Annotated in this window: 21 protein-coding genes and 1 tRNA gene; 12 read left to right on the plus strand and 10 right to left on the minus strand. The window is 41.1% G+C overall.

Going from position 1 to position 24,310, the window contains the following annotated elements; translation table 11 throughout:
* Nucleotides 1–137: 137 nt before the first annotated feature.
* Genes BN1609_RS11405 through BN1609_RS11415 form a run of 3 tightly spaced genes read right to left on the minus strand, consistent with a single transcriptional unit; the run spans nucleotide 138 to nucleotide 3,170 of the window.
* Complete coding sequence (locus BN1609_RS11405; RefSeq protein WP_088810890.1) at nucleotides 138–968, minus strand: carbohydrate ABC transporter permease; 831 nt, start codon at nucleotides 966–968, stop codon at nucleotides 138–140.
* A 17-nt stretch (nucleotides 969–985) separates the two neighbouring features.
* Entirely contained in the window at nucleotides 986–1,873 is an 888-nt protein-coding gene (locus BN1609_RS11410; RefSeq protein ID WP_088840870.1) for a carbohydrate ABC transporter permease, read from the minus strand.
* Nucleotides 1,874–1,922: 49 nt separating this feature from the next.
* Nucleotides 1,923–3,170, minus strand: a complete 1,248-nt coding sequence (locus BN1609_RS11415; RefSeq protein ID WP_088810892.1) for a sugar ABC transporter substrate-binding protein — start codon at nucleotides 3,168–3,170, stop codon at nucleotides 1,923–1,925.
* Nucleotides 3,171–3,512: 342 nt separating this feature from the next.
* Here BN1609_RS11415 and BN1609_RS11420 point away from each other — a divergent pair, with 342 nt between their 5' ends.
* The 8 genes from BN1609_RS11420 (at nucleotide 3,513) to BN1609_RS11455 (ending at nucleotide 15,781) form a co-directional block, all read left to right on the plus strand.
* Complete coding sequence (locus tag BN1609_RS11420) at nucleotides 3,513–5,669, plus strand: glycoside hydrolase family 3 N-terminal domain-containing protein (RefSeq protein WP_088840871.1); 2,157 nt, start codon at nucleotides 3,513–3,515, stop codon at nucleotides 5,667–5,669.
* A complete protein-coding gene (locus BN1609_RS11425) occupies nucleotides 5,666–8,872 on the plus strand; it encodes a GH36-type glycosyl hydrolase domain-containing protein (RefSeq protein ID WP_179946627.1) in 3,207 nt (1,068 codons plus the stop codon). The genes BN1609_RS11420 and BN1609_RS11425 overlap by 4 nt, the downstream gene beginning before the upstream one ends.
* A 46-nt stretch (nucleotides 8,873–8,918) precedes the next feature.
* The gene (locus BN1609_RS11430; RefSeq protein ID WP_088810894.1) at nucleotides 8,919–9,878 is read left to right on the plus strand and encodes a LacI family DNA-binding transcriptional regulator; all 960 of its coding nucleotides are present in this window, start codon (nucleotides 8,919–8,921) and stop codon (nucleotides 9,876–9,878) included.
* 138 nt (nucleotides 9,879–10,016) lie between these two features.
* Complete coding sequence (locus BN1609_RS11435) at nucleotides 10,017–11,132, plus strand: DEAD/DEAH box helicase (RefSeq protein ID WP_088810895.1); 1,116 nt, start codon at nucleotides 10,017–10,019, stop codon at nucleotides 11,130–11,132.
* 80 nt (nucleotides 11,133–11,212) lie between these two features.
* Nucleotides 11,213–13,891: a sigma 54-interacting transcriptional regulator gene (locus BN1609_RS11440; RefSeq protein ID WP_088810896.1), complete on the plus strand. Its 2,679-nt coding sequence runs from the start codon at nucleotides 11,213–11,215 to the stop codon at nucleotides 13,889–13,891.
* A gap of 149 nt (nucleotides 13,892–14,040) precedes the next feature.
* Nucleotides 14,041–14,355: a PTS sugar transporter subunit IIB gene (locus BN1609_RS11445; RefSeq protein WP_088816223.1), complete on the plus strand. Its 315-nt coding sequence runs from the start codon at nucleotides 14,041–14,043 to the stop codon at nucleotides 14,353–14,355.
* 19 nt (nucleotides 14,356–14,374) lie between these two features.
* Nucleotides 14,375–14,677 carry a PTS lactose/cellobiose transporter subunit IIA gene (locus BN1609_RS11450; protein ID WP_088810898.1) on the plus strand — a complete coding sequence of 101 codons (303 nt, stop codon included), beginning with the start codon at nucleotides 14,375–14,377 and terminating at the stop codon, nucleotides 14,675–14,677.
* A 21-nt stretch (nucleotides 14,678–14,698) separates the two neighbouring features.
* Nucleotides 14,699–15,781, plus strand: coding sequence for a DUF871 domain-containing protein (locus BN1609_RS11455; protein WP_088816224.1), 1,083 nt, complete (start codon nucleotides 14,699–14,701; stop codon nucleotides 15,779–15,781).
* A gap of 173 nt (nucleotides 15,782–15,954) precedes the next feature.
* Here the strand turns inward: BN1609_RS11455 and BN1609_RS11460 are convergent.
* The 5 genes from BN1609_RS11460 to BN1609_RS11480 all read right to left on the minus strand — a co-directional run bounded on the left by BN1609_RS11460 (nucleotide 15,955) and on the right by BN1609_RS11480 (nucleotide 20,285).
* A tRNA-Arg gene (locus BN1609_RS11460) sits at nucleotides 15,955–16,028 on the minus strand.
* 96 nt (nucleotides 16,029–16,124) lie between these two features.
* On the minus strand, nucleotides 16,125–17,132 hold the full coding sequence (gene mreBH / locus BN1609_RS11465) for a rod-share determining protein MreBH (protein WP_088810902.1): 1,008 nt from the start codon (nucleotides 17,130–17,132) through the stop codon (nucleotides 16,125–16,127).
* A gap of 217 nt (nucleotides 17,133–17,349) precedes the next feature.
* A complete protein-coding gene (locus tag BN1609_RS11470; RefSeq protein ID WP_088810903.1) occupies nucleotides 17,350–18,603 on the minus strand; it encodes an MFS transporter in 1,254 nt (417 codons plus the stop codon).
* A gap of 97 nt (nucleotides 18,604–18,700) precedes the next feature.
* On the minus strand, nucleotides 18,701–19,933 hold the full coding sequence (locus BN1609_RS11475; protein WP_088810904.1) for an aminopeptidase: 1,233 nt from the start codon (nucleotides 19,931–19,933) through the stop codon (nucleotides 18,701–18,703).
* 112 nt (nucleotides 19,934–20,045) lie between these two features.
* On the minus strand, nucleotides 20,046–20,285 hold the full coding sequence (locus BN1609_RS11480) for a lipopolysaccharide assembly LapA domain-containing protein (protein WP_088810905.1): 240 nt from the start codon (nucleotides 20,283–20,285) through the stop codon (nucleotides 20,046–20,048).
* 154 nt (nucleotides 20,286–20,439) lie between these two features.
* On the opposite strand from BN1609_RS11480, the gene BN1609_RS11485 reads away from it, so the two are divergent.
* On the plus strand, nucleotides 20,440–20,802 hold the full coding sequence (locus BN1609_RS11485) for a hypothetical protein (protein ID WP_088816225.1): 363 nt from the start codon (nucleotides 20,440–20,442) through the stop codon (nucleotides 20,800–20,802).
* A 61-nt stretch (nucleotides 20,803–20,863) separates the two neighbouring features.
* On the opposite strand, the gene BN1609_RS11490 is transcribed toward BN1609_RS11485, so the two are convergent.
* Nucleotides 20,864–21,310: a flavodoxin gene (locus BN1609_RS11490; protein ID WP_088810907.1), complete on the minus strand. Its 447-nt coding sequence runs from the start codon at nucleotides 21,308–21,310 to the stop codon at nucleotides 20,864–20,866.
* A 203-nt stretch (nucleotides 21,311–21,513) separates the two neighbouring features.
* Between BN1609_RS11490 and map the strand changes: the two genes are divergently transcribed.
* Both map and BN1609_RS11500 read left to right on the plus strand, forming a co-directional pair.
* Nucleotides 21,514–22,272 carry a type I methionyl aminopeptidase gene (map, locus tag BN1609_RS11495; RefSeq protein ID WP_088810935.1) on the plus strand — a complete coding sequence of 253 codons (759 nt, stop codon included), beginning with the start codon at nucleotides 21,514–21,516 and terminating at the stop codon, nucleotides 22,270–22,272.
* Nucleotides 22,273–22,325: 53 nt separating this feature from the next.
* Nucleotides 22,326–23,135, plus strand: a complete 810-nt coding sequence (locus BN1609_RS11500; protein ID WP_088839245.1) for an aminoglycoside N(3)-acetyltransferase — start codon at nucleotides 22,326–22,328, stop codon at nucleotides 23,133–23,135.
* Here the strand turns inward: BN1609_RS11500 and BN1609_RS11505 are convergent.
* Nucleotides 23,115–23,336, minus strand: a complete 222-nt coding sequence (locus BN1609_RS11505) for a DUF1128 family protein (protein WP_088810909.1) — start codon at nucleotides 23,334–23,336, stop codon at nucleotides 23,115–23,117. The genes BN1609_RS11500 and BN1609_RS11505 overlap by 21 nt on opposite strands.
* Nucleotides 23,337–23,442: 106 nt before the next feature.
* Here BN1609_RS11505 and BN1609_RS11510 point away from each other — a divergent pair, with 106 nt between their 5' ends.
* A complete protein-coding gene (locus BN1609_RS11510) occupies nucleotides 23,443–24,300 on the plus strand; it encodes a YihY/virulence factor BrkB family protein (protein WP_088810910.1) in 858 nt (285 codons plus the stop codon).
* Nucleotides 24,301–24,310: the final 10 nt, after the last annotated feature.

Below are 24,310 nucleotides of genomic sequence, written 5' to 3' on the forward strand. Positions count from 1 at the left end.
TGTATCATCATCAATATATCAAATTAAAATTGGCTGGCCGAAGTCAGATAGAATACTGTCTTCAGACCAGCCAAAAAATTTAATTAAATGTGCTCTAACTTTTGGATTGTAGCACCGTTTTTTGTCTTTTTAATTCATCATTTCATTCCTGAAACATTGAAGCCTTTTAAAATATATTTCTGGAACATCATGAAAATCAAGATAACGGGGATAACCATGAAGGTAGAACCTGCCATTTGCAAAGCGTAATTACTGCTATATTGCCCTTTTAGTAGTTGCAAGCCAACGGAAAGTGTATAGTACTTCTCGTCGTTGGCAATAATGAGTGGCCATAGGAATGAGTTCCAGCCTGCGATAAATGTCAAAATCCCTTGAACAGCTAATACTGGACGCGAGATCGGGATGATAATTCGCCAAAAGATATAAAATTCACTTGCTCCGTCTAGTCGTGCCGCTTCAAGCAAGTCATCGGAAATGGTGGACATAAATTGCCGGAATAGGAAAATCCCAAAGGCGCCAACTAGGCCGGGGAGGATAATACCTGTCATTGTATTGGTGAGTCCCATCGCATTTAAAATTAAGTAGACCGGAATCATAGTTACTTGTCCGGGAATCATCATTGTAGCTAACACTAAATAAAATAGTTTGTTTTTCCCTTTAAATTTAAATTTAGCAAAACCATAGCCGGCCATTGCGTTGAAAAATAGGCCAATGAAAGAGAATAGCACGATAATAAGTGTATTTTTTAAATACACACTGAAGTTCATTTCAACAAACAACATTTTGAAATTTTCCCAAGTGAATGTTTCAGGCCAAATGGTTGGAGGAATTTTTAAAATTTCTGCATCCGTTTTAAAGGAGGAGAGAACCATCCAAATGAACGGCAAAATCATAAAAAATCCGCCAATCGTTAAAATAAGAATAACAATTAGTTTTGACATGCGAGATTTCTCTGTATATGGATTCATTTTTTTCTCCTCTCAAATTACATCGTATTATTTTTTCTTTGTAAACGGAATTGAATCAGAGTCACGATAATAATCGCGATAAACAGAATAAATGACCCAGCCGCCGCGTAACCGAATTTACTAAATTGGAAACCGTTTTGGTAGATGAAAAGGGCAACTGAATTTGTACTGTCTAGCGGCCCGCCTTTTGTCATAACAAACGGCTCTTCGAAGAATTGCAACCAGCCAATTAATGTTGTTACACTGACAAAGAAAATCGCAAAACTAAGAAGCGGTACGGTAATTTTAAAGAGCTGTTGGAAATTGCCGGCACCATCTAGTTGCGCTGCTTCGTAGTATTCTTTTGGAATACCTTGCAGGGCCGCTAAAAAAATGATCATATTGACACCAATGGCCCGCCATACAGCAAGAATAATTAAAGAGATTTTAGCAATCGTAGGATCTTGTAACCACGGAACTGGCGGCAAGTCAATGAGCGACAGCAAGTAGTTAAAAAGCCCAAATTGCGGGTTGTATAAATAGCTCCAAACAATGGCCACCGCGACAACGTTTGTGATGGAAGGTGTGTAAAAGATTAAGCGGAAAAATTGGAAAATCTTCGCTTGCGAAAAGTTAATCATAATCGCAATAGCAAGCGAACAAACGATGACAAGTGGAACACCGACAATAACATAAAATAGTGTGTTTCCAATGGATTTCAAGAAAACCGGATCCTGTAAAATATTGATATAGTTTTCAAATCCGATAAAATTAATTTTCGAAAAGTCCGCCAGTCCCGTTAAGTTGATGTCGGTGAAGCTAATAACAAAAGCGACGACAATCGGTATAAGGGAAAAAAGAATAAGTAAAATTAGCGCTGGCGAAATAAAGAAATAGGGTGTATGACGATTTAAAAACTGTTTCATGGCGCTCCTTTCTTATGAAAAAACGGGGCAAAGTGCGCCCCGCGGTATTTTATTTCTTGAGTATATCGATGACTTGCTGATTATATGAGTCCATTTGTTCTTGTGGATCAGCACCGCCGCGATAAATTTGTTCCCAGTTTTTGAGGTACGTTTGTGCAATTTCTTCAAATTCTGGAATAAGTGGCATTGGTTCAGCGTCTTTCATTTGCTCACCAAACACTTGATAGAATTGGTCTTCTTTTAGTGTTTTATCTTCCCATGCTGCTTTACTTGCTGGCATTGAGTTTGTGTCTTTGAGCCATTTCAACTGAATATCTGGTTGGCTCATAAATTCCATAAATTTAAGTGCTTCTTTTTGTTTCTTAGAATATTTGAAGACAGTCAAGTTCGCGCCACCTAGGCTGGAGATGTTATTTTCCTTTTTAGGAAGAACAGCAGTTGCCCATTTTCCTTCGATATCAGGAATCGTTGTTTTAATGGTGTTAACCATCCACGGTCCACTGATGAACATCGGTACAATTCCGTCTCCACCAAATGTTTGGGCAGCATCCATGCCTAAATCAGTGTCAGGAGCAGAACCATTTTTTACGAAGGAATCTAAATATTTCACTGCATCTACAAATTCTTTTTGATTAAAAACGGGTTTTGTATTGTCATCTGTAAGAAGCTCAGAGCCGTTTTGACGACCGAACATAAAGCCTAGTGTTTGTTCGTTCGCGTCAACGTTAAGGCCATACATGTCTTTGCCACGTTTAGAAAGTTTTAAAGCAGCGTCGGAAAGCTCATCCCATGTTTTAGGGGCTTCGTTGTAGCCTACTTTTTTAAGTAAGTCGGTACGGTAGAATAAGACGCGCGTTTCTGCGTACCACGGAACACCGTAGTATTTGCCGTCAAATTCGGTTGTTTTTACTGAACCCGGGAAAAATTTGTCGGGATTCATGTTTTCACTCGCTTTAACTTCCTTCGAAATATCTTGAATAGCGCCAGCTTCTACAAATTCAGGCATCCAAGTCGTTCCCATTTGCAGAACATCTGGACCTTCTTTTGATGCGACAGCAGTTAGTAATTTGTCATGTGCATTTGCCCAAGGAATAACTTGTACTTTGACATCAATGCCACTTTCTTTCGTAAAGTCTTTGGCTAAGTCTTTCAGGGATTTTGCTTCATCACCCATTGCCCATACTGTTAAAGTATCTTTATCGCTAGACTCACTCCCACTTCCTGAACCACAAGCTGCTAACACTAAACTTAAGGATAAAACTAAAACAGACAAAACAATACTCATTTTCTTCTTCATTATTTTTACCTCCGTTTTTTATGACGCATTTTCACAAACTTGAAATTTTATAGAAACGTTTCGATAGGGTTATTATAATATGAAATGTAATCGGTTTCAACTATTTTTTTCTAAAAAAATCAAAAAAGGTATTTAAATGGCTCTATATAACGTTTTTTTGATATTGCGTTTGCCATGCTAATCAAATTCGGTTTTCGCCCATTTAATAGTAAGAAAAGTGATAATCGACGATAAAATCTTGTGAAACAATAAAAATGATTGACTATAAAAAAGAAAGCGCTTATACTGTTGTTATATTTAGATAGAAACGTTTCGATTTCAAAAGAAATTTAGGAGGCCGTTATGGATAAGAATCAGTTGGAAGATTTACTTGGAAAAATGACACTTGATGAAAAAATTAGTCAGATGATGCAACTTTCACCGATATTCTTCAAAGGAACCGAAATGCAGGGCGAAATTACTGGACCGATGGAAGAGCTCAATTTGACGGAAAGCATTATTCAAAATGCGGGTTCGGTTTTAGGGTCGAGCTCGAAAAAAGATATGTTACAAATTCAGGAAGAACATATGAAAACAAATCGCTTAGGAATTCCGCTTGTTTTTATGGCGGACATCATTCATGGGCATAAAACGATTTTTCCTATTCCGCTAGCACTAGGCGCATCTTTTAGTGAAGAGGTGGCAAGTGAAATGGCTCGAGTTTCGGCACTTGAAGCGACAGCAAGTGGGCATCATGTGACATTTTCTCCGATGGTGGATTTAGTTCGGGACCCGCGCTGGGGACGTGTCATGGAATCTACAGGCGAAGATCCACATTTGAATAGTCGCTTAGGTGCGGCGATGGTTCGCGGATACCAAGGCGGAAATTTGCAGGAAGATTACACGCGCTTAGCTGCTTGCGTGAAACATTTCGCGGCATACGGAGCCCCGCAAGGAGGACGTGAATATCATACAGTTGATATGAGTAAACGCGAGTTTTATCAAAATTATTTACCAGCTTATCAGGCGGCGCTTGAAGCGGGTGCGAAAATGGTGATGACGTCTTTCAATATACTAGAAGGCGTTCCGGCGACTATGAATAAATGGCTAAATCGAGACGTTTTACGGCAAGAACTTGGTTTCTCAGGCGTGCTGATTTCAGATTGGGGCGCAGTGAAAGAAGTTATTAATCACGGGACGGCAGCTGATACGAAAGAAGCCGCAAAAGGCGCGCTCCTAGCGGGTGTTGACCTTGAAATGATGACGGAATGCTTTATTACAAATCTAAAAGAGCTCGTTGAAACGGGCGAGGTCTCGGAGGGGTTATTAGACGAAGCGGTGATGCGTATGCTCGTATTAAAAGAGGAACTAGGGCTCTTTAAAGATCCTTATCGGGGATTAAAACGGGATTCGCGTAGCGGAGATATTTTGTCTGATGAGAACCGCCAAGTAGCAAGAAATGTCGCGCATGAATCAGCCGTGCTGTTGAAAAACAATGCAAACATTTTACCCCTTGCTTTCAACCAAAAAATCGCGTTGATTGGACCGCTTGCGGATAGTCAAGATGTTTTGGGCGGTTGGGTTGTGTACGGCGAACAGAAAGATGCGGTGTCGATGGCGGACGCCTTCTCGGGCAAATTCAGCGCCACAGAAATTGTGTCCACTGACTACGAGCAAATCTCGGAAAACGTGTTGCAGGAAGCGGAAACGGCAGCCAAAAATGCGGACGTCGTCGTTTTATGTGTTGGCGAAAAAAGCGAGTGGAGTGGTGAGGCGGCAAGTCTTGCGACAATTCGCTTACCGGAGGCGCAATATGAGCTCGCTAAACGTGTTGCAAAGGCAAATTCGGCAGTCGTGACGGTTCTATTCAACGGTCGCCCGCTTGATATCCACGATTTAGTTGACCATTCTGAAGCGGTTTTAGATGTCTTTTTTCCAGGAACAGAAGCTGGAAATGCCATTTTTGATTTGCTGACGGGAGAAGTAAATCCTTCTGGGAAGCTATCGATGACCATTCCGCAAACAACTGGACAAATTCCAATTTTCTATAATGAGCTGCGCACGGGTCGCCCAAAAACGGCGCAAAACGCGGGTGAGAAATATTTGTCGCAGTATTTGGATATTCCAAATGAACCGCTGTTTCCGTTTGGTTTTGGGTTAAGCTATACGAATTTTGTGCTTAGTGAAATGGAAGTGGCGGACGAAATCGCGCTAGCGGATACGCTTCATGTAAAAGTGACGGTTCAAAATACGGGCGAATGCGCCGGCAGCGAAGTCATTCAAGTATATCTGCAAGATATTACAGCGAGTGTTTCCAGGCCGCTAAAAGAGCTTAAGGCGTTTCAAAAAGTGCGCCTAGAACCGGGTGAGAAAACGACACTTTCTTTCGCTTTAACAAAAGAAGATTTTTCGTTTTATTTACCGGATTTGACTGTGGTGCAGGAAGCTGGGCTTCACCGGGTGTTTATTGGAACGAGTAGTGTGGATGTGAAAAGTTTTGAGGTTAGGGTGGTTAGATGATTACAATTGGAAAAGGTCAATTTGAGGCGAAATTTTTTGAAACGGGGCACTTGCATGCGCTTTTGTATGACGGGGTGCTTGTGAATCAAGTATTGCAAAACCCGCTTGAAACGCGGTTAGGACAAATTTTCTTACGGGCGGACGGGAAAAGTTATCCGCTATTAAATGAAGACGCGACGTTTTCCTATCATGCGAGTGCGGTTAGCTATGCGGGTACTTTACCTGTTGGAAGCTATTTGGTAACTTTTCATATCCATGCAGATGGTTGGTTTTATGAGGTGGCAGCGGATATTCAAGGAAGTTATGATTTAATTTATATTCAGGATTTAGGGCTTGCTGATGTTTCGGCTGTTAGAACGAACGAGGCGTATATGGCGCAGTACCTTGATTATAATGTGCTTGATACGGAGCGTGGGAAGGTTATTTTGACGCGGCAAAACCAGCCGCAAGCGGGGAATCAATTTCCGGGCGCTGAATTTGGTGCTTTAAGTAAAATTACACGGTTTGTGACGGACGGATTCGATTTTTACGGGACGGGCGTTAAACTTGGTGAAGCGCCGGAAGGACTTCTAGGCGACGGACTTAAAAATCGCAAATGGCAATATGAAATGGCGCTGGTCGGTTTACAAACGGAACTTTTGCAAGGGAAGGAAAAAACGTGTTTTTATGGGCTGCTCACGCGAAATCAAATGGAAGCGACTACATCTGTAACTTCTACCGCGAAACTAAACGCGCTTTTTGATAGTTTGGAAGAAAGCGATTTTCAATTGGGCGAAAAAATGGTGCGACAACACGGGCATGCGGCAGAAATTAGAGGCGAAACGGCATCTGCAAAATGGCTTCAGGCGCACTATCCAGCACGCCTGTTTGAAGAGCAGTCGGCAAACAAGACGCTAAGTTTTTTTACCCCAGAAAAAGCGCATGTTGTTTTAAAGGAAAAAGAACGCCTGGTGGAGCGTGCGCACGGCACGATTTTGCTTGATCAAGTTGACTTGCTCTCGCCGGAAAACACACTGGCGACAACGGTTTATATGGCGGGCGTATTCCAAACGCATGTGACGCTTGGGAACACGAACATGAATAAATTTAGTTCGCATCAGCGAAACGCGCTTAATTTGCTTCAAACGAGTGGACTCCGAATTTATTTGCGCAAAACTGACGGGCTTCATCTGCTCACGATGCCGAGTGTATTCGAGATGCAGACGAACCGCGCGAAATGGATTTATCTGTTGGCTGATGACACACTTACAGTGGAAACAAAGCTTTCCAGTGGGAGCAAAAAAGTGCTTGTTACGATTCGTTCTGAGCAAAACAAAACGTATGATTTTATCATGACGAATCAAGTTAGTATGGGGCCAAATGAATACGAAAATGAGTTTTCACGGACGGAAACGGACGGCACGCTTATTTACAAGCCAAAAAACAACGTGCGCTATCCCAATTTGGCGTACCATATTTCCGGCAATTTTGACGAAATAACAGATGAGCGTTTTATTGCGCATGCAGCGATTAACACGGCTGATTTAGATTGCTTTATCTACTCGAAGAAGGAAAGCGCGCATTTTGAAGTTCAAGCTACGTTAGACGGTCGTTTTTTTGCCGAAAAAGAAGCGGATTTTGAGCAGTTTTATGATAAGCTACTTGGACAGTTCAAGCTTTCGCATGACTCCACTTTTGCTGAAAAGTACAATTTGACGGCTTACTGGTATGCGCACCAAATGTTGATTCACTATGCTTCGCCGCACGGTCTTGAACAAGGTAGTGGCGCCGCTTGGGGGACGCGTGATGTGTCGCAAGGGCCATTTGAATTTTTCCTTGCAACGGGACAAAAAGAAGTGCTTCGCAAACTTATTTTGAAAGTGTTTTCGCATCAATACGCCGAAACGGGTGACTGGCCGCAGTGGTTTATGTTCGATGAATACGTCGACATTCAGCAAGAAGAAAGCCACGGAGACGTCATCGTTTGGCCGCTCAAAATGGTCGGCGATTATCTGGCGCTTTCAGGGGATAAAACGATTTTGGAAGAAAGCATTCCGTTTATTTCGGCGAGAACAAAAGGATACACCGACTCGAAAGAAACTTTAAAGGCACACATCGAAAAAGCTGTTGCGACAATTGAAAGTCGCTTTATGAAAGGGACTTCGCTTTCCAATTATGGTGACGGCGACTGGGACGACACTTTGCAGCCGGCAAACAGTGAACTTAAAAAACGGATGGTTTCCAGTTGGACGGTCGCGCTGACGTACCAAGTGATGCAGCATTTGGGGGACGAAATGCCAGAGGGCAAACATTATGCGGAGCTTGCGGATGCAATTAAGCGTGATTTTAACAACTATATGCTTGGCACTACAGATGTCATTCCTGGGTTTGTGTATATGAAAGATGAACAAACAGCGGAATTTATGATTCATCCGCAAGATAGAGAAACGAAAATTGATTACCGTCTAATTCCGTTAACAAGAAGCGTCATCGCCGAACTTGTGAGCGATGAGCAGCGCAAGAAAAATTTTGATATTATCGAAGAGCATTTGCTCCACCCTGATGGCGTCCGTCTGATGAGCGCACCGGCGCATTACGCGGGTGGTGTGAGCAAGCACTTTAAACGGGCGGAGCAAGCAGCAAACTTTGGTCGTGAGGTCGGTTTGCAATACGTTCACGCACACATTCGCTATATTGAATCGCTTGCGAAAATTGGGGACGGTCGCGCAGTGCACATGCTAGATGTGATTAACCCAATTCAAATTAGTGAAGTTGTACCAAACGCAGCTACGCGTCAAAGCAATACGTACTTTAGTAGTTCAGATGCGGCTTTCCTTGACCGCTACGCCGCGCAAGATGATTTCGCTGCTGTCGAAAAAGGAAGTATTCCCGTGAAAGGCGGCTGGCGCATTTATTCAAGCGGACCTGGCATTTACTTAAACCAATTGATTCGCTCCGTTTTAGGAATTCGCGAAACGGCAAATCATTTTGAGTTTGATCCTGTTTTACCGCGGGATTTAGACGGCCTTAAAGTGACGATGGAACTTTCTGGACGCACGCTAAATCTAACTTTCAAGTTGAGCACGGAAAAAGGGATTACTTTCGCAGGGGAAACGCGGCGTGAGCTTTTGCGTAATCCATACAGAGAGGGCGCTCTTTTTATCCCAAAAGCGGAACTTGAAAAAGGGGAGCATGCGCTTGAAATTTTGTTTACCAGCATTTAAGAAAATGTGTATAATATAATAAAATAGCGAAAAGGAAGCGATTTATTTGGTAGGAATTAAAGATATTGCAAAACAAGCTGGCGTTTCCATATCCACCGTTTCCTATGCGCTTAACGGAAGTTCGAAGGTGACGGAGAAGACACGGAAACGCATTCTAGCCATTGCGAATGAGCTAAACTATGTTCCAAACATGGCCGCACGCACTTTGAAAACACGCGAAACAAAAATTATCGGCGCCTATTTGGCGAACTACGGCGGCGCTTTTTACGGACCACTTCTTGATGGACTCACGGAAACGCTGCGCAAATTAGATTATGAACTTATTGCCCTCAGCGGGGAAAAATCGCAGCGTTTTTTACCGGAAAAAATGATTGACGGTGCCATCATATTGGATGCTACGTTTAAAACGGAAGATATTTTAAAATACGCTGATCGCGGCCACAAAATGGTTGTGCTTGACCGCGAACTGACGCACCCTAACATCCGCCAAGTCTTGCTAGATAACAAAGGAGGCGCCACTCTCGCTGTCGATTTCCTAAAAGAAGGGTTTAGCGGCGACTTTTATGTCATCAAAGGACCAAAAGATTCGTTTGACGGCAACGTCCGTTTTGACACCGCTCTCACGGAACTGGCGCGTTTTGATAGCGAAAAAGTCCACGTCATCGAAGGCGATTTTGAAGAAGCTTCTGGTGAGCTTGCCGCCGCCCAAATTGTTCGCGAATGGAAGCATCCCGTTTCGGTGCTTTCGCTTAACGACAACATGGCGATAGGAATGTACCGCTATTTCGCGAAACAAAATTTTGTCATTGGCCGCGATGTTCGCATTATCGGCTTCGATAACCGCGATGTCGGCGCCTATCTAAACCCGCGCCTAGCGACCATCGACTATTCCAAGTACAAATGGGGCGCTGTCGCCGCTGAAAAGCTCGTGAAATTGCTGCAACAAGAAGAAACTGAAAACGAAATCATTTACACGTCGCTCATTCGAGGCGGCTCAGTCGGGTAAATTAAGGTGACAAGCAAAACGTACAGCACGAAATCAGATTGCAATTTGTCATCACTCTAGGGTAAAGCCATATGGTTTTACCTTTTTTTTTATGATATGATGAGCTTACTTAATGAATGAAAAAAGAGGAGATTTAATATGCAAAAAATTTGGCAGGAAAAATGGTTGGAACATGCATACGGTGAACCGACAGATATTCAAAACGCAATTTATGAGCCGCTTCAAAACGGGGACGATGTGATTGCGATTTCTCCGACCGGGACCGGAAAAACGGTTGCCTACACGCTACCAATTCTCGAAAAAATAGAAGCAAAACCACATACGCAGTGGCTCGTTTTGGCCCCAAGCCATGAACTTGTCATGCAAATTTCAGATACCATTAAAACGTGGGTGAAAGACGGTATCACTGTGCTCCCGATTATCGGCGGGGCGAACGTCAAACGTCAAATTGAAAAACTAAAAAAGAAACCGCAAATCATTGTGGCATCGCCTGGGCGCGCACTCGAACTCATCAAGCTAAAGAAAATTAAGATGCATGAAGTCAAGACGATTACGCTTGATGAGGCCGACCAATTGCTGCTGGCAGAAAATTTTAAAGCGACCATGGAGATTTTAGCTAGTAGTATGCGCGACAGACAACTGGTCCTCGTTTCGGCAACGAAACTAGATGATTCCGAACAATTTTTTAGACAAACCGAAAAAAAACCACTGTTCATTGAAGCGACACCAGTTGAGCGTGCGAATGAGAATGTGACCCACCTTTACATGGAAGTCGAAAATCGCGATAAGGCCACGCTCATACGTAGACTCGAACACGTTCCGGGCATGCGCGCGCTTGTATTTGTTCGCGATAAACCGAGAATGGATATTCTGTTAGAAAAACTCGCGTATGACGGGGTGAAGGCAGCTGGAATTCATGGCGACATACGCCGCGATGTGCGTAAAAAAACATTGCAAGCCTTCAAAAAAGCGGAATTAAATTTCCTTATCGTGACCGACGTCGCAGCCCGCGGCCTAGACATCCCAGACCTCCCGTACGTCATTCATTATGATCTTCCGAAAACAGAAAAAGAATATGTGCATCGTTCGGGACGAACAGGTCGAATGGGAAAAGCCGGAACGGTTATTAGTTTCGTCAATGAAAGAGAAACAAGAACGCTCAAGCAATATTTAACAGGCATAAATCAAACGGGAGAGCTTGTTCGTTTCTATAAAGGAAAACTTATGTCTGGTGCAGCACCGAAGAAAAAGTAAACGTCTTTTTTAACAACTTGAAAGGCGCTTACAAAAACGAGTATAATAAAGATGAATGAGTTTTTAAAGGAGCGAAGGGCATGTCGAGTAGAAAAGATGAAGTATTACAACACTTAAATGCGATGAATCAAAAAGTTTCAGCTGGAGATGTAGCAAATGCGCTAGGTATGGACCGGGCTAACGCCAGCAGGTACTTGAATGACCTATTTAAAGAAAACAAAATTGAAAAACTACCTGGGAAACCAGTTTTTTATCAAGCTTTAAAGATAGAAAGTGAAGTTGATGCTACCTCGAATGAAACAAGCGCTTTTGATCGTTTAATTGGTTCTAGTGACAGTTTAAAGGTTAGTATTCAACAAGCTAAAGCAGCGATTCTATATCCACCGCACGGTCTTCATACGCTTATTTTAGGGAAAACGGGTACTGGGAAATCGCTTTTTGCGGAATGTATGTATCATTTTGCGAAAGAGTCTACCATGATTTCGAAAACCGCTCCATTTGTATCGTTTAACTGCGCCGACTACGCACAAAATCCGCAGCTTTTATTTGGTCAAATTTTTGGCGTTATAAAAGGCGCATATACAGGCGCAGAAGAAACACGTTCGGGCTTGTTAGCAAAAGCAGATGGAGGTGTTCTCTTCCTAGATGAAATTCATCGCTTGCCGCCAGAAGGTCAGGAAATGCTCTTTACTTTTATCGATAAGGGGGAGTATCGTCCGCTTGGTGAAAGTTCAAAAGTGCATACCGCACAGGTGCAAATTATTGGAGCGACAACGGAATCGCCAGATAATTTTCTCCTTGAAACGTTTACTAGACGGATTCCGATGACGATTACGCTACCGGCACTTTCAGAACGCAATTTGGAAGAGCGCTATCAATTGATTGAATTTTTCTTGAAGCAGGAAGCGCGCCGGTTAAACCAGCCGATTCGCGTACATCGCCAAGCTCTAATCGCCTTTTTACTTTATCATGCAAGCGCCAATGTGGGACAATTGCAACGTGACTTAAAATTGGCGTGTGCGAAAGCGTTCTTACATTATAAAACGAAGGCGACAAACTACATTTTAATCGAACAGGACGATTTGCCCATCCATGTTCAAAAAGGTCTACTGCACATGAAAGACGAGCCTGAAAAGCTTAATCGCCTTATTGACGTGAATAAAACGATTTTTAAATTTGCCGATTCGAGCGAGGAAAGTGCGGCCAAATATACGAACGTAAATGATGTCTACCAGGCCATTCAAGATCGTGCTGACGAATTGATTAAAGAGGGGAAAAATCAGACAGAGCTCGAGGCTGCACTTTATGTGGACGTGGACCAATATTTCCACGATTATATGGTGCAACTTCCGACGCAACAAACGGCGAAGGAAATCATTGTCCCAGAAATTTGGCGGCTTACGGAGCGCGTATATGAAGTGGCGACAAACCGCCTAGAACGGCAGTATAATGACAAGATGCGCTTTGCTTTTGCACTTCATTTACAAAGCACAATTGAACGGATTCGCGAACAAAAACATATTATTCACCCCGATTTAAACAATGTTCGCAAAAAATATCCGAAGGAGTTCCAAGTTGCCATTGATATTTCTTCTTTAATTGAGCAGGAACTAGGCATTGAAATCCCATTTGATGAAATTGGCTTCTTAACGATGTTTTTAACAGCAGAAGTGGTTGAATCGATGTTTGTGAGTGAAGCGCAAGTGGAAGTTTTAGTCCTCATGCATGGCCGCTCGACTGCAACGAGCATGGTGGAAACGGTGCAGGAACTTTTAAGCATTGAAAGTGGTACGGCAATCGACATGCCGCTTTCGATGGAAGTGAAGACGATGTATGAAAAAGTTAAAAAACTGGTCGTCAAGTTAGATCCACAAAAAGGTGTGCTAATTCTTTCAGATATGGGCTCGCTCGCTTCGTTTGGGAACATGCTGACAGAAGAGCTCGGCATTCGGACGAAAACGGTGACTATGGCTAGCACGCCGGTTGTGCTTGAGGCAATTCGAAAGGCTTCGCTTGGCAGGGGACTTGAAGACATCTACCAAAGTTGTCAGCAATTGTTTGAAAACAAATATAAAGCACAAATTTTACGGGCGAAACCTGCTAAAAATGTTGTTATTTTTACTTGCTTCACTGGAGAAGGCGTTGCCGAACAGCTTCGGGCTCGTGTGGAACCGCTTATTGACCAAACGAAAGTGGAAATTATTGTTCTGCAATTTCTGCACAAAGAGGCGTTTCGTGAGCGCATTGATCAGTTGATGGAGGAATACAATATTTTAGCAATTATGGGTTCTGTTGAATTCCAGTATCGTGATATTCCATTTTTCAGTGCGCTTGAAGTCTTTTCAGATGGCGGCATCGACATTATCAAACGAATTTTAAATGACGAAGTACCTTATGAAAAATTAATTGCTTCTTTAAACGGAAATTTAACAGCTGTCGAGTCAGCGGAAGAGCTTGTTTATTTCTTGCGGAAAATCATTTCCGAGTTGCAAATTCAACTTAACTTAATTTTAGAACCGGGTGTTGACATCGGCATGATTTTACATTTAGCATTCCTAATTGAACGCATGCGCCTGGGTGCTGTTGACCGTGAGTTCCCAGATTTTAATGAGTTTGCGAAAAATCATTTAGTTGAGATGCAAGTCACCCAGCAAATGATGGAAAATGTGGAGCGCGAGTATAATATTACAGTGCCGCAATCCGAAATTGCTTATCTCACGCAAATGATGCTCGCGAATCGAATTGGTGCGGCAGACTAAAATATGCAGAAGTGTGTAGAAAGCTACACACTTCTACTGATTTTGTGTAAAAGAAAAAGAGGATACAGTAGGCATTTGAAAATAACGAAGTTGGCATGAAACTTGCATTCTAATAGTTTGTTGCTAAATTTCGATTTCGGAGGGTCAAAATGAAAAAAATTATGCTCATTTGTTCGGCAGGAATGTCAAGTAGCCTACTTGTAAAAAGAATGACTGAGGTAAGCTCTGAACGCGGGATTGAAACGGAAGTACTCGCTGTTGCTGAGGCTGATGTTCATAAACATATCCAGAATACGGACGCCGTTTTACTCGCACCGCAAGTTCGTTTTTTAGCTAAAAATTTAAAGAAAAAATTAGATCCACTTGGAATACCGGTTGAGATTATTGACAGCATAGACTTTGGCACCATGGATGGAAACAAAGTATTAGATCAAGCATTTCGAATGATGCAAGCGGATAATTAAAGAAAAGGACGTGTATAAAATGGAATTAGAACAAACTATTATGGGACTTATCGTTTTTGGAGGCAACGCAAAAAGCGATGCTATGCTCGCTATTGATGCAGCAAAAAAAGGTGATTTTGAAAAAGCCGACGAACAAATCAAATTAGCGGAGGAAGCTTTACTCGAAGCACATCATTCGCAAACGGCTTTAATCCAAGGAGAAGCTCGTGGTGAAAAAACAGAAGTGTCGCTTTTACTTGTGCATGCACAAGACCACTTGATGAATGCCATCACGTTTAAAGATTTAGCGAAAGAAATTGTTGAACTATATCGCACGAAATAAGAGAAGAGAGGGTTTTTGACTATGAGAAAATTAGGTATTTCGGTTTTCCCGCAACATGTTGCCTTAGAAGAATCACTACAATATATTGAAACTGCTGCAAAATATGGCTTCAGTCGTATTTTTACATGTTTAATTTCGGCAAACGATAAAGAAGAATTCGCGAAACTCGAAACGATTTGTAAACGCGCGAATGAGCTCGGTTATGAAGTGATTGCCGACGTTGATCCGACTGTTTTTGAATCGCTTAATGTTACTTATCAAGAACTTGACCGTTTTAAAGAAATCGGCTTATCTGGTTTACGCCTTGATTTAGGTTTTTCGGGCGCGGAAGAAGCGGCAATGAGCTTTGATGACAACGATTTAATGATTGAATTAAACATTAGTAACGGTACACGTTATGTTGAAAATATTTTATCTTATAAAGCAAATGTGGCAAACATTATCGGTTGCCATAACTTTTATCCTAGACGCTACACGGCGCTTTCACGCGAGCACTTCTTACGTACGAGCAAGCAATTTAAAGATTTAAACTTAAGAACGGCTGCTTTTGTTTCTTCAAACAGCGGCGAATATGGTCCGTGGTTCGTTGTAGACGGGGGACTTCCAACGCTTGAGGAACATCGCGGCGTGGATATTACTGTTCAAGCGAAAGATTTGTGGAATACCGGTTTAATTGACGATGTCATTGTGGGGAACATGTTCGCATCTGAGGCGGAGCTAAAGGCACTCGGTGAACTGAACCGCAACGAATTACAAATCGCAGTTGAATTTTTACCAGGAACAACTGCTGTTGAAAAAGAAATCGTGTTGACGCAAAAACACTTCAACCGTGGCGACGTTTCCGCTTATGTTATCCGTTCAACGATGACGCGCGTAAACTTTAAAACGCATGATTTCCCAGCTCATGATACGGAAAAACTTGCTTTAGGTGATGTGACAATCGATAACAACGGCTACGAGCGGTACAAAGGCGAAATGCAAATTGCTCTCCGCGATATGGAAAACTCTGGCAACACAAATATCGTGGCCCGTGTCGTTCCAGAAGAACGCTATTTGCTTGAAAATATTCTTCCGTGGCAACATTTTAGATTGGTGGAGAAATAAGATTAAGAAAAAGTGGTCGCGGAAGCGACCATTTTTTAGTAGAATGATTTATACAACTTTAATTGTTTAAAATAAAAGAGTTTAGGATATAAATAAACAAAAATCCAGTGAAATCCATTTCGAAAGATGGAATTATTACTGGATTTTTGCTTACCTATGTTTCTTTTTATAGATGTCCTGAGAGGGAATCGAACCCACGACCTACAGCTTAGGAGGCTGTCGCTCTATCCTACTGAGCTACCAGGACAAAAGCCTAACGAATTAATTTTATCAAACTAAGAGCGACTTTTCAAGGAAATAAAAAGCGCGTGATCCTTATTTTAACAAGGTTCACACGCTTTTTTTATTTTCCAGCTAGCTTATCTAATTTTTCGATATACTCCAGTGATTTTCCTGTGCCAATCGCAACCGATTCCATCGGACTTGGCGCCATATGTACTGGCACATCAATTTGTTTTACAAGCCATTCTTGTAAGCCTTGAATGAGGGCACCGCCACCAGTTAAAACAATGCCGCGGTCAACAATATCGCCACTTAATTCCGCAGGGCATTTTTCAAGCGTCAGGCGGATTGCTTCCAAAACACGATTTAATAGTTCAGAAATCGCATGTTGGATTTCATTCGAGGAAATTTCTACCACTTTCGGAAGACCAGTGAGTAAATCGCGTCCGCGAACTTCCATTGTTTTTTCCGCATGCGGGATAGGCGCGTAGCCGAGTTCCATTTTGACGCGTTCAGCTGTGGATTCGCCAATTAAAACGTTATAATTTTTCCGAATGTACGCGATGATTTCTTCATCGATATGATCGCCGCCAGTTCGAATCGAGGTACTAGATACAACCCCTCCATAAGAAATAATCGCAATTTCAGTCGTTCCACCACCAATGTCGACAATGGTGTTCGCCAGTGGCTCGTCAACCGGAAGATCGGCTCCAATTGCGGCGGCTACAGGTTCCTCAATTAGAACGACAGAGCGCGCCCCCATGCTGCTAACCGCATCGGTAATCGCGCGACGTTCAACGGAAGTTGCTCCCGTAGGCGTACAAACGATTACTTTTGGTTTCTTAAAGCCTCCGCCTGCTGCGTTAATCCGTCGCATAATTTCCTGAAGAAGGCCGCTAGTAATATCAAAATCTGCAATAACTCCATCTCGCATTGGCCGTATCGCCACGATAGACGCAGGTGTTTTTCCAATCATATTTTTAGCTTCTGTTCCAATCGCTAAAACTTGTTTCGTGTGTGTGTCTAAAGCTACTACAGAAGGTTCGTTTAAAATGATACCTTTTGATTTGCTGTAGACGAGGATGTTCGCCGTACCTAAATCAATCCCAATTGTTGAACTCCCAAACATTTTAACACCTAACTTTCTTTAACAATAAAATACTCGGCACAAAAGGCCTTATGGAACAGTATAAAGCTTTTTCGCGCGTTAAGCACCAGATTTAGCTTCATGATAAGAAATGTTAATCAGAACCTTTTCTTTTTTTGAAGAAAGTAAATTCACCGTAATCTCTGTAATAAAAAAACATGTCGCGACCATCGTTTAAAATGCGATTGCCGCGACACGTTTAATGATGTGCTTTTTCATATTGAATGTACATAACGTAATAAATCAGTCCACTAATGACCGCCAAACTGGCAATAATCGCAAAAGTATAAAAATACCCAATGAATGTCGCAAGCGTAATGGCAAGTGGAGCAATGACTTTCCCGAGCGTATACCGAAGGCCCGCCGCCGAGAAATACATCGCCCGCTTATCTTCCGGTGCTAGTTTGGAAACGAAATTTTGCTGTATACCTACAGTCATCAGTTCAGCAAAACTAAATAAAATGATAGCGAAAATGGCACCAAGTGCGCCTGTTGAAATGGCAAAACACATAATAGCGATGCCGTATAAGAACGAGGAATTCATAAAGACAAATTTTTCCTTGTAACGTGTCATCCAGCGTGTCATAAACACAGTGAGTAACGCAACACAAAAGCCGTTGATGGAAACGACGACGCCAAATAGTTTTTCGCCGCTAAGCGGGATACCAAACAAGCTTGATGCGCCAATGACTTCTTTAATATAAAGCGGGAATAGAAGGTCAAGTTGCATGAAAGATTGCGAAATAATGACGCCAGCTAAAATGTAGAGGAAAAATATTTTATCTTTGAAAATTAATTGGTAATTTTTAATTTGCTCCATTAAAACGGTTAAAATATTTTTGCTCGCTTGTTCCTTTCTTAAGACTGGGTTTAGCGCGAGCGGCGCCGTTTCATGACCAAATTTTTGCAAAAGAAAAAGAAGAACAATATCAAAAAATGTAATCGCGAGTAGCGTCTGAACGGTGAAGCTGTTAAAGACGACCGCCCCAATAATTGGGCCAATCACAACGGCGATGTTAATCATCATGTAGAAAACCGAATAAACATGGCTACGATGTTCTGGCTTCACAACGTCAGCAATCATCGCCTGGCTCGCCGGCTGATAAAACGCCATAAAAATACTCGCAATCGTGAATCCAAAAAAGCTCAGGTACGGTGAGTCAACAAACGAAAGTGCCCCAATGGCAAAGATTAAAAAACCAATTCCTTCACCAACAACGGAAATGCTCATCATCCGTTTTCGTCCGTAAACATCAGCGAAATAGCCACCGAGTAACGCAGTAATAACGGCCAAAAGTTGCGAAACAATCAGGAGCAAGCTCGTTGTTTGCCGCCCAATCGCTTCTGAAAAATATAAAGTCAAAAAAGGGAACACCGTCCAAAAAGAAATATCAAGCAGTGCCTCCCCAAAAAGGCGCACTTTTAAATTAATATCCCATGTAGAAAATCTCATCATATACCTTCTTTCTCTGTTTAAAATAAAAGAAGCCCCTCCCGAAATTGCAAGCAGGAGGGAGCTTTCACGCGGTATATGTTATACGCAAAGGATTTTAAAATGCCCAGTCGCCATTACGAAATACAGGAATCGTTTCACCTGATTTCGTGATGCCATCAATGTTCATCTTATCTGAACCAATCATAAAGTCAACATGCGTTAAACTCGTGTTAACACCGCGCGCGTCAAGTTCCTCACGACTCATGTTTTCACCGTTTTTAATGTTAAACGCATAAGCGCTTCCGATTGCTAAATGGTTTGAAGCATTTTCATCAAATAGCGTGTTGTAGAATAAAATACCGCTTTGTGAAATCGGGGACGGATCTGGAACGAGCGCCACTTCGCCTAAATAGTGAGAGCCTTCATCTGTATTCACTAAATCTTGTAAAATATCCTGTCCTTTTTCAGCTTCAACGCCTACAATACGACCATCTTCAAAAGTAAGTTTAAAGTTATCGATAACGTTTCCAGAGTAACTTAACGGTTTTGTACTAGAAACGTAACCTTTCACGCTCGTTTTTTCCGCGCAACAGAAAACTTCTTCCGTCGGCATATTTGCCATAAATTCATGCCCTTTTGCATTATAACTACCAGCACCCACCCAAACGTGGTCTTCCGGTAAACCAATATAAAGGTCAGTTCCCGGAGCTGTGTAATGTAATGTTTTAAATTGTTTTTCGTTTAATTCATTTGCTTTAGCATTTAAAGTAGTATCGTGGTTTTTCCAAGTTTCAACGGGATTATCCGTATTGACGCGCGTTGTTTCAAAAATGGTTTCCCAAAGTGTTGGAACTTGTTTTTCGAGTGGTAAGTCAGGAAATACTTTCTCTGCCCAGCCAGCAGAAGCAGCTGCCACAACAGTCCAGCTTACAACATTCGCCATTGAGAGTTCACGGAATTCACTAAGTGCTTCTCCCATTGTTTTTTGGTTAGCAGAAATTTTTTCACTTGCTACGTCTTTAAGTAAATCAGGATTTTCTGATACGATGGAAATAAAACAAGCACCTTCTTTAGCGAGTTCAGTTCGTTCTTTCACGCGATGTTCAGGAGCTGTTTCAAAAACGGACAGCGGGGCGCTGTGATAGCGCTCAAGTGTTACCGCTTCATCATTCCAATTTACAATCACATCTAAAGCACCTGCTTCAAATGCATACTTGGTAATTAAACGCGTAAGAGGCGCCGATTCGATGCTAGAAGCAATCACAACTTTTTGATTTGGCTGAACATTCACACCAACTTTAACGATTAGTTCAGCGTATTTGTTTAACTTTTCATTAAATTTTGTCACAATATATCACACCTATCTTTTTCGATAAGATAATAGTAGCTTAAAATTACTGGGAAAGCAACGATTGAGCAAGAAAAAACCTGCACATTTTTATATTGTACAGGTCAATTCATTATTTTTTTCTAAAATAACTAAAACCAAACATGATTAAAGCACCAATTAATGTGGAAAATAAAATCACGAGAACTAAAGGCATTTCAACATGCATGAAAATGAAGTTTACACGAACCTTTTCGGCATTCACAGCTGCAAAAATAATAATAAAAACAACTAAAATTGCACTAACGATTAGTTTAACAGGAACTGGTTTCTTCGTACTGTTTTTTTTAGGTGTTGCTTGATCATTGGCCATCTCGATTCCTCCTTTTCAATTATCATAAGGAATAATCGGAGAAAAAACAAACGATAAGAATAAATTTGACAATATTTCGAACTTTTTATAAAACGTATTTTTTTTTGCATAAAAATTGATATAATGTATTTAAAAAAAAGAAGATGGGGAATTTATGAGAATTTTTATTGCGTTATTGTCATTTACAGTTGCTGTTACGGGTTTTATTTTTCAGATAAATACTCAAAACGTTGTGTTGGTCAATATTTTTAGTGTTTCTGCAGAAGAAATGGGACGATTTGGTTACATATGTTCAAGCCTAATGGTTACGGCAAGTATTTTATACTTAGTGGGGAAAAATAACCGTTATTTAAGCTTAACCGCTGTGGCTACTTGGGGAATGCTTGCATTAGTTGGTTTTTTTATTGAACCAGGTTATCAGTCGATTTTATTTATCCGTCCCATTACATGCGCGCTATGCATCATTTTAGCATTATTCGTATTCATTCCATCATTTAAAAATCAAAATCAAGATTAAATAAAAGAACTAAGCCAGTCACTGGCTTAGTTCTTTTATTTTGTAGAAAACTATAATTTTCTTAGCCTAAAAGCACGTCCACATATGTTTTAGCATAAGCTTCTGCACGCTCAACGTCCTCTTCGTCAGGGTCTAAATCTACTTTTAGCCCAGCAACAGGGACTGTCGCACCTTGTTCTTTTAAGCGGGTTTCAACAAGGTCTACTGTTAAGCAGAACTCATCATAAAATGTATCGCCCGACCCGAACGATGCACAAACTTTTCCAGAAAAGTCTACATCAGCCATATCCTCATAAAAATCAACAAATTCATCTGGAAGTTGACCGTCGTCATACGTGTAACCACCGATAAGCGCTCCGTCGTAGTCAAGTAAATCTTCCGGTTCAACATTGATACACTCTTCGATTTCAACTTCAATATCGTATTTCTCTAATTCTTCACCTAAGATGTCCGCAATTTCTTGAGTGTTTCCAGTCATACTTGCATAAACAATCATCACTTTTGCCATCTTCTAACCACCATTTTCTAAGAATTTTGTGAACAGCTATTCATAATGTAAAAAAATGGATAGCTTGATAAAGTCTTCACCAATAACTCTATTATAAATGTTCGAAAAAATTGTGCAACCTTTTTTATAGAATACTTTATTTTATGCTAGTAGAAGGTTATAATAAAGAATAGTGGAATTTTTTAGGGAGGATGAAAAACGAAATGATCACACTTAAATCACGCCGCGAAATTGACGAAATGAAACGTGCTGGCGATATTTTAGTTGCAACACACCAAGAAATCGCAAAATTAATTCAACCAGGCATTACAACTTGGGATATTGAAGTGTTTACAGAAAAGTTTTTAAAAAGCCAAGGAGCTACTCCGGAACAAAAAGGCTTTGAAGGATATGAGTATGCGACATGTGCAAGCATTAATGATGAAATTTGCCATGGTTTTCCGCGCAAAACCCCTTTAAAAGAAGGCGATATAGTGACGGTTGATATGGTCGTGAATTATCACGGAGCGCTTGCAGATTCAGCTTGGACTTATGCTGTCGGTGAAGTGAGCGACGAAGTGAAGCATTTAATGGAAGTAACGCGCAAATCACTTTATCTTGGAATTGAACAAGCTCAAGTCGGAAATCGAATTGGCGACATCGGTCATGCCATTCAAACGTATGTCGAAAACGAAAAGTTAAGTGTCGTACGTGATTTCATCGGTCACGGTGTTGGCCCAACATTACATGAAAAACCAGAAGTCCCACATTACGGACAACCCGGTAAAGGACCTCGCTTAAAAGAAGGCATGGTAATTACAATTGAACCAATGGTAAATATTGGTGATTGGCGTGCTAAAATGGACGATAATGGCTGGACAGCTCGAACTGTTGATGGCTCACTTTCTGCGCAATATGAACATACGATTGCGATTACAAAAAATGGTCCAGAAATTTTGACTTATCAAGGTGAAAACGACTAAAGACAAAACTGCAACATACACATGTTGCAGTTTTTTAAGAAAGAAGGGATAAAATGGGGGAGAAGCTTACAATACAAAGAACAAAAGTCCCATTCACTAAAGAACGTTTGCTCACTGAATTTAGAGAAGCCGGCTTAAAAGAAGGGGACACGATTATTTTTCACGCCTCCATGTCACAAGCTGGCTGGATTTGTGGCGGTGCTATTACACTTATTGATGCACTGCAAACGGTTATAACGAAAAGTGGAACGATTGTCATGCCTGCTCAAACAGGAGGCTTGTCCGACCCGGAAAATTGGGAAAACCCTCCAGTACCAAAAGAATGGTGGGAAGAAATCAGAGAAACAATGCCAGTCTTTGATCCAAACCGAACACCGAGCTATAAAATGGGTGTTATCGCAGAAACTTTCCGAGCACTTCCAGAAGTGTCAAGGAGCAATCACCCCTTTTATTCCTTCACAGCTTGGGGGAAACACGCGGCAGAAATCCTCGAAAATCACTCTTTAGAACATGGTTTTGGGGAAAATTCTCCTTTAGGGAAGCTGTATCAAATAACAGGTAGTAAAATCGTTTTGTTCGGTGTTGATAATGATTCAAACACATCGCTTCATTTGGCAGAAGAACGCTCAAACAAAGTCGCAAATAAAATGAATAGAGCGACACTGCTTAAAAACAATGCGCGGGTTATCCAAATGTTTGAAGAAAAGAATTACAACAGCGAAGCGTTCTTAAAAATCGGCGAAGTTTTTGAAAAAGAAAAGGGGAGCCACAAAAAAGAAATTGCGCTCGCCCCGTCTAAAATATTCGATTTAAAAGAATTTGTTGATTTTGCGGAAAACTACTTAAATACGAATGAAGCTTAATTCTTCAGCAAATAATTGCATTTCCCTAGGGCTAATCAATTTTTTGCGGTGAATTAACGTATATAAATCGAGCAATCTATCATAATGAATGTTTTCGAGTTTTAAATTTTCAAATACACCGCTGTTTACCATTTTTAGTTTGGAAGTAATCTCTTTTAACATAAAATCCACATTTTCTTGAGAGGGATTTTCTAAATTCATACGGTTTGGCCCCTTTTTATTCGTAATAAAAAGCATTTTATCATAAAATAACATGGTGCGCGAATTTTAAAGGACTAGAAAAAATGGTTGGAAGGAGGAATTTTTTATGCTAAAAATGCTAACGAGGCACCCGCTATATCGTTTTATCCGCATTATTATCGAGCGTTTTGGAAAGAATGATGTTTCTGGAAGTGCCGCACAGCTAGCCTATTATATGCTTTTTTCAATCTTTCCGATGCTTTTAATTGCGGCGACATTACTCGCCTATTTAAATATAGATAAAGATGCTGTTTTTAATTTAATTCAAGAGTTCGCTCCAAAAGAAATTATTAACTTTTTAGAAAGCAATTTAGATTCGTTGCTCTCAAACCGAAATGGTGGGTTGCTATCGATTGGGATTATTGGGACACTTTGGTCAGCTTCAAATGGTATGAATGCTGTCACAAAAGCACTTAACAAAGCATACAGTGTAAGCGACAGACGTAATTATTTCATCAAGCGTTTTGTATCGATGGTTTTTACACTCGCGATGTTAGCAACGGTTGCAATCACGTTAATTTTACTTGTATTCGGTCAACAAATTGGCTTGTTCGTTTTTGACCATCTGCATGTTTCACCTGAGGTCATAGATTTCTGGAATAATATTCGCTGGTTAGTAACAGTCATTGTTATTTTTGTTGTTTTTACATTTTTATATTGGGTTGCACCAGCGAAGCGCAATCATTTGTTTAAAATCTTACCAGGTGCGCTTTTTTCAACAGTCGGATGGTCGCTTACATCAATGGGTTTTGCATTTTACGTCAATAATTTTGGCAACTATTCAGCGACATACGGCAGTATCGGTGTCATCATTATTTTAATGTTATGGTTTTATCTGACAGGCATTATTTTAATGATTGGCGGCGAAATCAATGCGACACTTCTCATTTTAAAACAGAGAAGAGCAGTCGGCGAAATAAATTAAAAAGGACTGG

It is taken from the genome of Listeria sp. ILCC797 (assembly GCF_900186185.1).
Taxonomy (GTDB): Bacteria; Bacillota; Bacilli; order Lactobacillales; family Listeriaceae; genus Listeria; species Listeria goaensis.

What these genes read in the sequence shown, in the direction of transcription:
- BN1609_RS11405 (WP_088810890.1), bottom strand. Translation starts at nt 968, where the DNA reads ATGAATCCATATACAGAGAAATCTCGCATGTCAAAACTAATTGTTATT.
- BN1609_RS11410 (WP_088840870.1), bottom strand. Translation starts at nt 1,873, where the DNA reads ATGAAACAGTTTTTAAATCGTCATACACCCTATTTCTTTATTTCGCCA.
- BN1609_RS11415 (WP_088810892.1), bottom strand. Translation starts at nt 3,170, where the DNA reads ATGAAGAAGAAAATGAGTATTGTTTTGTCTGTTTTAGTTTTATCCTTA.
- BN1609_RS11420 (WP_088840871.1), top strand. Translation starts at nt 3,513, where the DNA reads ATGGATAAGAATCAGTTGGAAGATTTACTTGGAAAAATGACACTTGAT.
- BN1609_RS11425 (WP_179946627.1), top strand. Translation starts at nt 5,666, where the DNA reads ATGATTACAATTGGAAAAGGTCAATTTGAGGCGAAATTTTTTGAAACG.
- BN1609_RS11435 (WP_088810895.1), top strand. Translation starts at nt 10,017, where the DNA reads ATGCAAAAAATTTGGCAGGAAAAATGGTTGGAACATGCATACGGTGAA.
- BN1609_RS11440 (WP_088810896.1), top strand. Translation starts at nt 11,213, where the DNA reads ATGTCGAGTAGAAAAGATGAAGTATTACAACACTTAAATGCGATGAAT.
- BN1609_RS11445 (WP_088816223.1), top strand. Translation starts at nt 14,041, where the DNA reads ATGAAAAAAATTATGCTCATTTGTTCGGCAGGAATGTCAAGTAGCCTA.
- BN1609_RS11450 (WP_088810898.1), top strand. Translation starts at nt 14,375, where the DNA reads ATGGAATTAGAACAAACTATTATGGGACTTATCGTTTTTGGAGGCAAC.
- BN1609_RS11455 (WP_088816224.1), top strand. Translation starts at nt 14,699, where the DNA reads ATGAGAAAATTAGGTATTTCGGTTTTCCCGCAACATGTTGCCTTAGAA.
- mreBH (WP_088810902.1), bottom strand. Translation starts at nt 17,132, where the DNA reads ATGTTTGGGAGTTCAACAATTGGGATTGATTTAGGTACGGCGAACATC.
- BN1609_RS11470 (WP_088810903.1), bottom strand. Translation starts at nt 18,603, where the DNA reads ATGAGATTTTCTACATGGGATATTAATTTAAAAGTGCGCCTTTTTGGG.
- BN1609_RS11480 (WP_088810905.1), bottom strand. Translation starts at nt 20,285, where the DNA reads ATGGCCAATGATCAAGCAACACCTAAAAAAAACAGTACGAAGAAACCA.
- BN1609_RS11485 (WP_088816225.1), top strand. Translation starts at nt 20,440, where the DNA reads ATGAGAATTTTTATTGCGTTATTGTCATTTACAGTTGCTGTTACGGGT.
- BN1609_RS11490 (WP_088810907.1), bottom strand. Translation starts at nt 21,310, where the DNA reads ATGGCAAAAGTGATGATTGTTTATGCAAGTATGACTGGAAACACTCAA.
- map (WP_088810935.1), top strand. Translation starts at nt 21,514, where the DNA reads ATGATCACACTTAAATCACGCCGCGAAATTGACGAAATGAAACGTGCT.
- BN1609_RS11500 (WP_088839245.1), top strand. Translation starts at nt 22,326, where the DNA reads ATGGGGGAGAAGCTTACAATACAAAGAACAAAAGTCCCATTCACTAAA.
- BN1609_RS11505 (WP_088810909.1), bottom strand. Translation starts at nt 23,336, where the DNA reads ATGAATTTAGAAAATCCCTCTCAAGAAAATGTGGATTTTATGTTAAAA.
- BN1609_RS11510 (WP_088810910.1), top strand. Translation starts at nt 23,443, where the DNA reads ATGCTAAAAATGCTAACGAGGCACCCGCTATATCGTTTTATCCGCATT.